9 protein-coding genes and 1 tRNA gene are annotated in these 12,215 nt (G+C 36.0%); 7 read left to right on the top strand and 3 right to left on the bottom strand.

Annotation, left to right across the window (positions count from 1 at the left end; all coding sequences use genetic code 11):
* Positions 1-335: 335 nt before the first annotated feature.
* Positions 336-1,649, bottom strand: coding sequence for a D-alanyl-D-alanine carboxypeptidase (locus tag F6K06_RS07660; RefSeq protein WP_124146518.1), 1,314 nt, complete (start codon positions 1,647-1,649; stop codon positions 336-338).
* 978 nt (positions 1,650-2,627) lie between these two features.
* Between F6K06_RS07660 and F6K06_RS07655 the strand changes: the two genes are divergently transcribed.
* The 7 genes from F6K06_RS07655 to F6K06_RS07625 all read left to right on the top strand — a co-directional run bounded on the left by F6K06_RS07655 (position 2,628) and on the right by F6K06_RS07625 (position 10,815).
* On the top strand, positions 2,628-3,233 hold the full coding sequence (locus F6K06_RS07655; protein ID WP_287240205.1) for an IS607 family transposase: 606 nt from the start codon (positions 2,628-2,630) through the stop codon (positions 3,231-3,233).
* 313 nt (positions 3,234-3,546) lie between these two features.
* Positions 3,547-4,584, top strand: coding sequence for a phosphate acyltransferase PlsX (gene plsX / locus F6K06_RS07650; RefSeq protein ID WP_124146516.1), 1,038 nt, complete (start codon positions 3,547-3,549; stop codon positions 4,582-4,584).
* Positions 4,585-5,015: 431 nt separating this feature from the next.
* A complete protein-coding gene (locus tag F6K06_RS07645; protein ID WP_124146515.1) occupies positions 5,016-6,023 on the top strand; it encodes a beta-ketoacyl-ACP synthase III in 1,008 nt (335 codons plus the stop codon).
* A gap of 527 nt (positions 6,024-6,550) precedes the next feature.
* Complete coding sequence (locus tag F6K06_RS07640) at positions 6,551-7,222, top strand: ACP S-malonyltransferase (protein ID WP_353734822.1); 672 nt, start codon at positions 6,551-6,553, stop codon at positions 7,220-7,222.
* 1,253 nt (positions 7,223-8,475) lie between these two features.
* Complete coding sequence (locus tag F6K06_RS07635) at positions 8,476-9,387, top strand: substrate-binding domain-containing protein (protein ID WP_124146513.1); 912 nt, start codon at positions 8,476-8,478, stop codon at positions 9,385-9,387.
* Between the two features lie 439 nt (positions 9,388-9,826).
* Positions 9,827-10,462 (top strand): 1-acyl-sn-glycerol-3-phosphate acyltransferase, encoded by a 636-nt coding sequence (locus F6K06_RS07630; protein WP_124146512.1) that lies wholly within the window; start codon positions 9,827-9,829, stop codon positions 10,460-10,462.
* Between the two features lie 20 nt (positions 10,463-10,482).
* Entirely contained in the window at positions 10,483-10,815 is a 333-nt protein-coding gene (locus tag F6K06_RS07625) for a DUF2288 domain-containing protein (RefSeq protein ID WP_124146511.1), read from the top strand.
* Here the strand turns inward: F6K06_RS07625 and F6K06_RS07620 are convergent.
* Positions 10,776-11,366, bottom strand: a complete 591-nt coding sequence (locus F6K06_RS07620; protein WP_124146525.1) for a YdcF family protein — start codon at positions 11,364-11,366, stop codon at positions 10,776-10,778. The two genes, F6K06_RS07625 and F6K06_RS07620, sit on opposite strands and share 40 nt — an antisense overlap.
* A gap of 380 nt (positions 11,367-11,746) precedes the next feature.
* A tRNA-Pro gene (locus F6K06_RS07615) sits at positions 11,747-11,820 on the bottom strand.
* Positions 11,821-12,215: the final 395 nt, after the last annotated feature.

Raw genomic sequence — 12,215 nt, 5'->3', positions numbered from 1 at the left:
TTTTTGGCGATGCAAGGAGAAATATAGCAATGTGCGCTGGCATATTTACACATTATTTTTTGTACACCTTTTCGCTTACTGCACTTTGAGCTGGACATTGTAAATACCTGAGCGCTCATTGCTATACCTTGCCGTTTTTTTGGAGCTTCACAGGATGCAGATTAATCATCCGTGTATCCGTGGCCAAATCCTTGTCTGGCAACGTTGCTTAAATGTAATGGTAAGTAGCTAAAAGTAATTTCAGTTATCAGTTAGCCTTCTCCGGAGGAGCTACGCTTTTTCCTATCGGATGCAATACTAACTCCTGTGAAATCATAAATTTATTCAGCAACACCTTAATTTTGTTGTCCCAAAATCTGATTTCGATCGCTAGCTCCCAAACCCAACCTATTACCATTAATCTGAGGAGTAATCACAGCAGGTACTTCAGTAACTCCCCAAAGACTTACCAATTGCTGTAAAAACTTATCCTGCTCCACCCGTGTTGCTTCCCAGTAGGGACTTCGGTTAATCATCGTAAACCAAACCAAACCCTCTTCACGGGTAGGAATAACTCCAGCTAAAGCAATCACATCATTGAGAGTACCAGTTTTCACCGCCGAACCCTGGGGAATACTCCTAGACTGGTCTACTAAAGTTCCTCGGTCATAACCAGATACCGGAAATAAGTCAGCAATAACCCACTCAGAAGTTTGAAGATACCGTTGAATAGCTATTAACATTGCACTCACAGCTCTTGGAGAAATTTTATTTTCTACTCCCAACCCAGAACCATTAATTAACTGAATTTCTGCTTGAGGCACTCCCGCAGTCCAGGCAGCTTTTTGTTGAACAACTTTTGCTCCACCCAAATTACTAGCTATTATTTCAGCCAACTTATTATTACTTTCTACATTCATAGTTTTGAGAATATAGATAAGTGGCAAAGACTTGTGTCGAATAATTGGAATTTCTGTAGATACAGATTTTTGGGATATTACAGAACCAGCGATCGCTACTTTTGGCAGAGGTGTTCCTGGTGGCATTCGGTTGTAGATATTTCTCACATTATTAGACCAAGTGGCTGAATTGATACCTTCTCGCAATAATTGGCCTGCAACTATGGGATTAGTCTGATGGTTCATCCAGAAATCACCCACTACAATCAAATTACCTGTGACTTGATTAATTCCCAATTTTTGGATGGCGTTACCCAGGGCGATCGCTTCTTCCCAGACAAAATATGGGTCATTACCGCCATTTATTACCAAATCTCCTCGCAATATTCCATTTGTAATTGGTCCTGTGGTGCTGATGGAGGTTTCAAATTGATGTTGAGGTCCCCAAGTTTCTAGGGCAGCTAAAGATGTGGCGATTTTTGTTAAGGAAGCACCAGGCATCGGAAGTGTACCTTCGCGGCCATGCAAAAGTTTAAATTCTGACTGTATCCATATACCCTGAGCATCGGAAGTTAGTAATCTCTTGGCTGCCAAACCTTTCAAGTATTCATCTACTTTTATAGTTAATATTCGATCGGAATTTTCAGGTGAAATTAATTGAGGTAAACCTGTTTGCCATTTGAGTATGGTTACAGTATTTTGCCCAATAGTTTGTATGCCTGCCATTTCTAGCCACAGAGATATAATTCCATAGCTGAACAAATCCCACATAACTCAATTCAATTTTTTTTCAAGTTTTTCTATAGCAGGGAACAGGGAACAGGGAACAGTGGTAAAAGCTTTTCTCTGTCTCAGGTTCATCATCAATCTCTGTCCTAACTAACTTTTTCCTTGCTATATCATAGTGGACTTCAATCATATATATCCTACATTCCGCACTTCATCATACAAAGATTATGTTTTTAGGGGATAGAAAGCAGAAAATTGATTGTTCAGGAGCTTGTCTAATTCTTTAATCAAAAAAGGAAAATTTATTTATTACTGTTTTGTCATACGCAATAGTAAGACATCAAACACCTGGCAATGATTAACTTGGAGTTTCCTACTGAGGAGGCAGAAAATTTATTGCTTGGGAGCTGGTGTAATTATGGAATCAAAAATAGAAAATTTATTCATTACTGTTTTGCCATACGCAACAGTAAGACATCAAACACCTGGCAATGATTAACTTGGAGTTTCCTACTGAGGAGGCAGAAAATTTATTGCTTGGGAGCTGGTGTAATTATGGAATCAAAAATAGAAAATTTATTCATTACTGTTTTGCCATACGCAACAGTAAGACATCAAACACCTGGCAATGATTAACTTGGAGTTTCCTACTGAGGAGGCAGAAAATTTATTGCTTGGGAGCTGGTGTAATTATGGAATCAAAAATAGAAAATTTATTCATTACTGTTTTGCCATACACAACAGTAAGACATCAAACACCTGGCAATCATGAATTTAAATACTCCTATTGAGGAAGCAGATTATTCATTACTGTTTTGATATACACAACAGTAAGGTATCAAACCTTTGCCAATCATGAATTTGGAATTTCTTACTCCGGAAACATAAAATTAATTGCTCAGGAGCTGGTGTAATTATTGAATCAAAAACAGAAAATATATTCATTACTGTTTTGACATACGCAACAGTAAGACATCATTATTTGCTAAACTTGTTTATTGAATATGCTAAGTTCTGAAAATGAGCAAAATTTCTATAGGGAAAGCCGCAGAACTACTTGGAGTAGCAGAAAGTACTCTAAGAAGATGGGAACGTGAAGGCAAAATCCAATCAGAAAGAACCAAAAATGGACATCGCCGATATGATGTGACCACTCTTCTTGGACTAAGAGCTGGAGAACGTAAAACTATTGGTTATGCCTGCATTTCTAATTCTGAGCAAACAGCCGATTTAAATAGACAAATTATGGTACTAGAAGCCTACTGTAATAATCAGGGTTGGCTAGTAGAAATTATCCGAGATTTAGGCTCTGGAATCAATTATAGAAAACGGGGGTTAGTAAGATTAATAAAAATGATCTGCTCAGAAAAAGTAGAGCGTTTAGTTTTAACAAATAAAGACCGTTTAGTAAGATTTGGTTCGGAACTAATTTTTACAATTTGTGAGATTTTTGGCACAGAAATAGTGATTATTAATCACTTGTCTGAATCCACAGAAGAAGAAGATTTGGGTACAGATATCTTAGAAATAATCAAAGTTTTTAGTGCTAGGTTATATGGTAGCCGTAGCCAAAAGAATAAAAAAATAGTCGAAAAATTGCAAGAGGCAGCCAATCAAATAAATTGATATTTATTAAGTCAAAAATTATCTGTAATTTAAGATATCTGTCAATGGATTCGGAAGGCTGTATCTTTTGTGTGTTTATAGAAAATATTTTTTTGCTGTTATAAATTGAATTAATGCCCGAGAGAGTAATTTTTCAAAAGTCACTAATTTAAAAAGCTTTTCCTGACGGAATGCTCCGCAAACAGGTGCCTAATTATATGCACAAATTTTTCGGCTGATAGATGATAGCTGATAGCTAATAGCTGATAGCTATTAAAAGTAAATAAAGATCAATTAACTGATAAAATCTTGAAGGCTTCTCTAACTTGGATCAATGGGAATAACACCTACACGAATCGCAATAGACGCTATGGGTGGGGACTACGCCCCATCACAAATTGTTGAGGGAGCAATACAAGCACAAGAAACTCATGGTGTAAAAGTATTGTTAGTTGGCGACCCTCAGAAAATCAAAGCCTGTATTAATCACAAGTCAAATCAACCTCTGCCAGAAATAGTCCCTGCGGAGGAAATTGTGGAAATGCACGAAGAACCTTTGACTGCTATTAGACGTAAGTCCAAAGCATCAATTAATGTGGCGATGAACTTAGTCAAGCAAAAAGAGGCTGATGCTGTGGTATCTGCAGGTCATTCAGGAGCAGCCATGGCCTCCGCATTACTACGTTTGGGACGACTATCAGGAATCGATCGCCCTGCAATTGGGGCAGTTTTGCCAACTATGGTTCCCAAAAAACCAGTACTGATTCTTGATGTTGGTGCGAATGTAGACTGCCGTCCTAAATTTTTAGAGCAGTTTGCAGTTATGGGGACAATTTATAGCGAATATGTTCTGGGGACTACTGAACCAAAAGTGGGTCTACTGAATATTGGGGAAGAACCATCAAAAGGAAATGATTTATCAGTCAGGACTCATCAAATACTGCAAGAAAATAATCAAATTAAGTTTATTGGTAATGCAGAAGGTCGGGATGTTTTATCTGGCAGTTTTGATGTGATAGTCTGTGACGGTTTTGCCGGAAATGTTTTATTAAAATTTGCTGAGGCAGTGGGTGATGCTGTATTGCAAATGATGAAAGAAGAATTAACGCCAGGACTGAGTGGAAAAATAGGTACTGCAATATTACGACCTAATTTAAAACGAATGAAGCAAAGAATAGACCATGTAGAACATGGAGGTGGATTACTATTAGGAGTAGGAGGAATTTGTATTATTAGTCATGGTTCTTCTAAAGCTATAGCTATATCTAATGCAATTCGTTCAGCAAGAGATGCAGTAGAAAATAAAGTAATTGAACGAATTAATTCTAACTATGTACCAGAAAATCACAAATCAATAGTCAGCAATCAGTAATTTTTCTAGATATTTTAGACTGATTCACTGTAATTAGAAGCTACCCAAATTATTGAACAAAAAAAATTAGTAGATAGAATCAATCATAAATTTCAAATAAGTCAAAAAATAGCAAAATTTGAAATAGGTAAATTCAGAGTAAATAGCCTTTAAGAATGGTTAGTAGAAACAATTAACAATTAACAATGAATAATTAACAATTACCTCTCCTTGAAAACATAGGATTGACTCAAAGGAAAATTTTTTCTTTTCTCTTAGTCCATTGGATATGGCGAAGAGACCCGCTCTTAACAGAGCCGCTCCGCTAACGCCATCCCACTCTACTGGAAGCTCCGCTAACGAGAGCTTTTCCCCTTTAAAGGAGAGGTTTTAAACTTTAATTATTCGGTCATTAGTAACGATCAAACCAATAAGAGCTTAAAAACTGACAGATGACAAATATCGGTATTGCCATTACAGGAAGCGGTTCAGCTACGCCAAAAGTATCCCTAAATAACCAACAGTTATCCCAAATAGTAGAGACTTCTGACGAATGGATCGGCACTCGTACAGGGATTCGTAATCGACGACTGGCAGATACAACAGAATCATTATGTACCCTCGCGACTAAAGCATCTCTAGCAGCGATCGCCCAAGCTAATATTACTTCCGCAGATATTGACTTAATAATTTTGGCCACATCTACTCCAGATGATTTATTTGGCACTGCCAGTCAAATTCAAGCAGAATTGGGTGCCCAGAAAGCAGTGGCCTTTGATATGACTGCAGCTTGTTCTGGTTTTGTATTTGGTCTAGTCACAGGAGCACAATTTATCCGTACAGGAGTGTATCAGAATGTTTTGCTGATTGGGGCAGATGTTTTATCCCGATGGGTAGACTGGGGAGATAGAAGTACTTGTGTGTTATTTGGAGATGGCGCTGGTGCTGTGGTTTTGCAAGCTTCAGAACAAGACCGACTCTTTGGGTTTGAACTTCGCAGTGATGGTAGTCAAAATAACTGTCTAAATCTTTCTTATCAACCCCAAGCAAAACAAATAATTGAGGGAGTAACTGTTAGTCAAGGTACTTATCAACCAATCACTATGAATGGGAAAGAAGTCTATCGTTTTGCGGTTCAAAAAGTTCCGGAAGTGATAGAAAAAGCTTTATTTAAAGCTAATATGAGTACTGAGAAAATTGACTGGTTATTATTACATCAAGCTAACCAAAGAATTCTTGATTCTGTTGCTAGTAGACTCAAAATTCCCTTAGAAAAAGTTATTAGTAATCTCGGAAATTATGGTAATACTTCTGCTGCTTCTATACCTATAGCTTTAGATGAAGCTGTTAGAGAGGGTAAAGTTAAACCGGGAGATATTATTGCTGCCTCTGGTTTTGGAGCAGGGTTAACTTGGGGAGCAGCAATTTTTGAGTGGGGAATTTCAAAAATTAATAATTAATAATTAATAATTAATAATAATTACCGAAAAATTGTGGTTTAAAGCCTCCCCTTTTAAGGGGATAAAAAAAAGAGTATTCCTTATGTCAAGCCTCTTGCTTTAGCTAGAGTTACTGATAACTGATAACTGATAACTGATAACTGAAATGACCTCTCCTTTAAAACGGAATTGATTGACTAATCATGAAAATTTTTATTCTCTTGGTCGATTGGATATGGCGAGGGAACCCGCTCTTTAGAAAGTCGCTCCGAATTAGGGAATAGGGAATAGGGGAAATAATTGATTATTTATCTGCAATAATTGATTGGATTTTTTATTAAACAGGGAGTAGGGAATAGGGAATAGGAGGAAAAGTCTTACGTTATCTGAGCTTTAAACTTTTTAACTATCAAGCAACTTTCCTTCGACTACTATATAATTTCAAGGCTAAATAGCTGACAACTTTTAGACATAAATAATAGGCAAAATTTTAATATCAAAATGACAAAAACAGCATGGGTGTTTCCGGGACAAGGTTCTCAAAAAAAATGTTGGCTAATTCTTTTCAACCAGACATTGTTGCAGGTCATAGTTTAGGAGAATATGTTGCTCTCTACGTCGCTGGGGTATTTAATTTTGAGACAGGACTAACATTAGTTAAAAAACGTGCCGAATTTATGAATAATGCCACAGGTGGACAGATGGCAGCTTTAATGGGATTCGATCAAAAACAGCTTGAAGAAGAACTTCAGCAAACCGCAGATGTTGTTCTCGCAAATGATAATAATTCAGCTCAAGTTGTAATATCTGGTACACCAGAAGCAGTCGAAACTTTACTCAGTAAAATTAAGGTTAAACGTGTAGTGAAGTTAAATGTTTCTGGGGCGTTTCATTCTCACTTAATGGAGTCGGCATCTACAGAATTTCAACAAATATTAGAATCAGTAAAATTTGCTGATGCAAAAATTCCCATAATTTCCAATTTTGAGCCAATTGCTACTACAGATGCAGTGACAATAAAACAACGTCTGGATAGACAAATGACAAATGGCGTGCGGTGGCGCGAAACATCTTTACAGATGCAAAAAGAAGAAGTAGAAAAAGTCATAGAAATTGGTCCGGGGAAAGTTCTCACAGGTATAATTAAACGAACTTGCCCAGATTTTAAATTAGCAAATGTAAGTAGTTTAAAGGATATTAAAGTTAAAGTTGAAAGTTAAAAGTAAAAAGCTAAAGAATAGCCTTGATTTTTTGATTATTTCTAGTCAAAAATTTAGGTAGATAGTTTGATATTATTTTTGAATTGATCATAAGTAAAAAAATTAGGCTTGTTGGATAGCAATGAGAATCGTCAAACCCTATGAATTTTCAGACTAATATAAAAATCTTATTTGAATTGCGGGTAAAAATATCTTTGAATTTAGGGAATACCGGAGCTGGAGAATAGGGGGAAAAGTTTCAGAGTTTTTATATATCCTTAGATTTTTTACATATCATTTGGGATTTCTATATAACAATCCTATTTGACTTGTGAGATATCCTCAACTGTTAGGGAATAGGGAAGAGGCAATGGAAAACACCGAAGCAATAAATCAAATTATCAGGAAGGATTTAGGATTTCTATAACTATAAATTATTAGGTTATATCCTACTTGGATTACTGATAAATACCTAGTCATAAATCAAATTAATTTTGAGACTAGGAGTCAGGAAGGAGATAGGAGAGTCTATTATTTTGCGACTTATGGAAGTAAAATAATTTTGGAAAATTTACTTCGTGCAGTGTATTTTACCTTTAATCTTACTTATAGTCATTCCAGTTAAGATTGAGACAAGAGTTTCTTACCTTGAAAGAGTTTCAGCTAAAAAAGTGTTACAGTCTTATTCAGAATGACTATATCTATAAAAAAATATCTATTTGCTGTTTATCTGATTTTCCCGATAATACCAATTTGATAAATATTTGCTACAAATAACTAGGTTATTTCTTAGGAGTTGCCGAATCAAAATGAATAGCTTTGATACCATTTATTAGGTCGGAATTTATCTTTGTTAGTCCAAGGGAAATCTCTTGCACATGTCTTTTAACTGCCCTGATTATTCGTAAATTTTTTTTCCAAAATAGAATAATATTTTGATCGGGGTTAACTGTAGATCGAGACAGACAAGTTAATAAATTTTATAATTCTGTGCAGTCTCACATAAAATTGATATAACACCTGACACCTAATTCTGTGTAGACTCATCTAAAATTGGTATTATTCTATCTAAATTATGTCAGTAATAAAATACTTATTCCTAAGTAAGCAAAAGAATCTCTCCGAAATCGCCTAATCCTACTTATTCAGACTAAAATTATAGAATAGAAACAAAAGGCACAAAAATTTATAGGTAGGTATTAACGATCTATGACTTCATCAATAATCCTATCCAAATTGTACTTAGTATCACTATCAAACCAAGCTAAAAAATCATGGCTAAAAATAATGCACCACCAGTAATTTTTTTTATACTATTATTTTTCCTACTAGCTGGAGGAGGATACTGGTTTTTATTAAATCAAAATCGACCAGATACTAACAACAATATTGTTAATAATCCATCAAAAAAATTAAGCATCCCTGAACCAGCTAATCAAATAGTCTCTAACCTAGATACATCTCTACCAAATCCCAATATATTAGCAATGGATGGTAGTGTGACGATGGTTAAATTAATCAAACTGATGGAAAATGCTTATGAACAAAAATATCCTAATATTCCCATCACTTATGGAGTACCTGAAGGTAGACCAAATGGTTCTAATCAAGGCATCAAAAATTTACTAGAAAATCGAGTACAAATAGCAGCAATATCTCGTACATTACGACCAGAAGAAAGCTCTCAATCAAACATTAAATTAATTCCTATTGCCAAAGATGCTTTAGCAGTAGTAGTCGGAATTAATAATCCCTACAAAGGAAGCTTAACATTAGACCAACTCAAAGATATTTATCAGGGAAAAATAATCAATTGGTCAGAAGTTGGTGGTGATGATTTGCCGATAAAAGTTATCAACCGTTCTCCCAAAAGTGGCAGCTACAATTTCTTTCAAGATGTTGTCTTATTAGGAGAATCTTTTCTTCCAGATAGTTCAAACTTTATTACATATCAAAGAGATGTCACAACTCCAATTTTACGAGAATTGAACAATAATGGAATTAGCTATACCACAGTAGCTCAGGCAAAAAATCAAACCACCGTTAGAATCATGCCAATAAACGACATTTCACCTGTAGATAAAACTACTCCTAATAATGACAATTATCCTCTGAATCGTAGTGTATTTTTAGCAGTACCAAATCAAACAAGTTTAGCAGTAAAAAATTTTCTAGAATTAGCTTGATCAACCAAAGGTCAACAACTTGTACAACAGGCAGATTTTATACCTTTAGATTGAAGAAGGCAAAAGGCAGAAGGGAAAATTGCTGATGGATAGTCTTGACACACCACTCCGTTTCTTATACCCCCAAACAATTTTAAGCACCGCAAGTGACGATGGGGGTATTAAACTCGCAAAAGAAAAGATAACGTAGTTCCAACCTTATGAGGCAAGCTGAAAGCTGTTTGCGCAGCATTCCGCAGGAAATGCTTAACCTTCTGCAGCAAAAAAACTGATATAGCAAGGAACGAGTTGGTGTTTGACTTATGTTGATGATGAATATTAAGACAGAGAAATTATTTTCCCACTTTTACCTGTTGCCTGTTGCCTGTTGCCTGTTCCCTGTTCCCTGCTATAGGTTATGATGATGAACTAACTTAACCTAAAATCAAGGTCATATCTTGTGGCTAGAAATCGTGAACCAGTCGAGAATTTAATTCTTTATCGCTTATTAAAATGGTCAGTAATAGTTCCTATACTTAAGTTTTATTTTCGGAATAATGTTTATGGTACAGAAAATGTTCCACAACAAGGGCCATTCGTCGTAGTTAGTAATCATGCCAGTGACTTAGACCCTCCAATAGTTTCTGTTTGTATGAAAAGACCTGTTGCTTATATGGCAAAAGAGGAATTATTTGAAGTACCTATTTTGAAGCAGATTATTACATTATACGGAGCATATCCAGTTAAAAGAGGATCGGCAGATCGAAGTGCTATTCGTTCAGCACTCAATAGTTTGGAGCAGGGGTGGGCAGTAGGTATCTTTTTACAAGGGACTAGGACTTCTGATGGTAAAATTACAGAACCAAAATTGGGGGCGACTTTAATTGCGGCAAAGGCAAAAGTACCATTATTACCAGTTTCTATCTACGGTACCCATGCAGTGAAACGTCAAGGTTTGATAGCTAATTCTGTACCAATAACTGTCAGAATTGGAGAACTTATACCACCTCCAGAGTCAACCAAGAAACAAGAGCTAGAATTAATAAGTCAAAAATGTGCAGACATAATTAACAAAATGCACGATTTAGGACGTTAAGATATTTAGTTAAAAAACAAATGCAGGATATTAGAGAACAATTGGCCGAAAACTTGGATGTAGCTGAATGGAATTGGTTAGTACCCCATGTAAAACGTGATGCTGTAGTAATTGTCGGCCAAAATTTAGATATATTAGATGTAGGAGTAGCGATCGCTTCTGATAATACATCTTCTGTGCAAGACTGGATTAGCCGAGAACTTATTTATAAGCCCTCAGCCGAACAATTGTCAATTTGGAATAGTAATGATAGTAAAAAATTTAATGCTTTGATAGTACAACCTTTTGTTTTAGTACAAGAATCTGATGCTACTCAAGAAGATAATGGAGCTACCAGTCCTGCACCAGTATAACCAGTAGTCACCCATAAAATTGCTCTAATGCCATCTCTAATAACTTTTTCAATGGGTTCGGGCGATCGCCCAGAAGGTACAGGCATTGGCTTAAAATTAATGCCCCTACTACCCAAAACAATTTCCCCGATAACTTGGGCACGAAGCATATGGTCATCAGAAGTAACTAAATAAACACTTGTGATACCGTGGGATTTTAACTTATCTACCATTGTTGTAAAATTAGTTACAGTATCTACGGCATCGTAATCTAAATGTAAGCGAGTTTGCGAAATACCACTCCTAGAAAATAACCAGTCGGCATATTCTGGGTTAGTGCCAGAAGACACCCAAATATCTAGCTGCGGATGTTGACGAGCAAATTCTGCAGCAAAAACTTCTCTCTCTATCGCCCCACCAAGTACAAATAAAGCTTGAGGTGTTTCTAAACTACCTGCAAACTGTTGATAACTAATCCAAAAAGTTAATATAAGTCCTAGTAGAAACCAGAAAATGCGGGAAATCTTCAATTCTTTGTATAATTTTTTACTTGAAATAACCCTCAACACCATATCTTTCACATAAAAAACCATCTGTAGTGTTACAGATGGAATTAGATTCTATCAAATAAATATTCAGATAGTATTATTTACCATCCGGAGTAGACAATTATGGCGTTACGCGTAAGTCAGAACTCAGAAGTTAGAAGTCAGAAGGCGCAAATTAATCCCTGGCTGAGTTTGAGTGTTTATAATTGCGCTAACCTATTTCCATAGTGCTATACAAAAGATTTTTTGAATAAATAACAATTTCTGGTGTTCGTGAATTTAGCTATGATTTTTTTGCTGAGGGGTTAGGGAATAGGTAGAGGCGTTGCATGGAACAGCAGCCTATTCAAGGCCAAAAATACATTATAGGAGAGTTTTGGACTTCTCTATAATATTAATTAAAATCGGAGCGGCGGGATTTGAACCCACGACCCCCACTACCCCAAAGTGGTGCGCTACCAAGCTGCGCTACGCCCCGACAACCATTAATATACTATAACATCATATTACACTTTTGCAATTAATTATTATATTTTGAGAAAGATATTTTTTATACATTTATGATAGTTATAGCAGTCGAAGAAAAGGCCGCAGACATATCAAAAGCCTAAAACTCAGATAACGCAAGATTTTTCTATCTTTCCCCTTACCGAATAATTAAGGTTTAAGGCCTCTCCTTTAAAGGAGAAACAAGAAAAAACTTTCCTTTGAGTCAATCCTATCCGTTTTCAAGGAGAGGTAATATCAAATCCGGTAGCATCGGAGTAATTAAACCTGAATTTTCGGCCACCAATGGTACTGGGTTATAGCCTTGATTGCAAATTGCTGTGTTAAAAGAACTTGACAACGCTCAAACAGAATTTCTTCTAACTC

Source organism: Okeania sp. SIO1H4 (assembly GCF_010672695.1).
GTDB classification, from domain to species: Bacteria; Cyanobacteriota; Cyanobacteriia; order Cyanobacteriales; family Microcoleaceae; genus Okeania; species Okeania hirsuta.
Note: the sequence above shows the minus strand (reverse complement) of the source record. Positions and strands in the feature narration are given on the sequence as shown.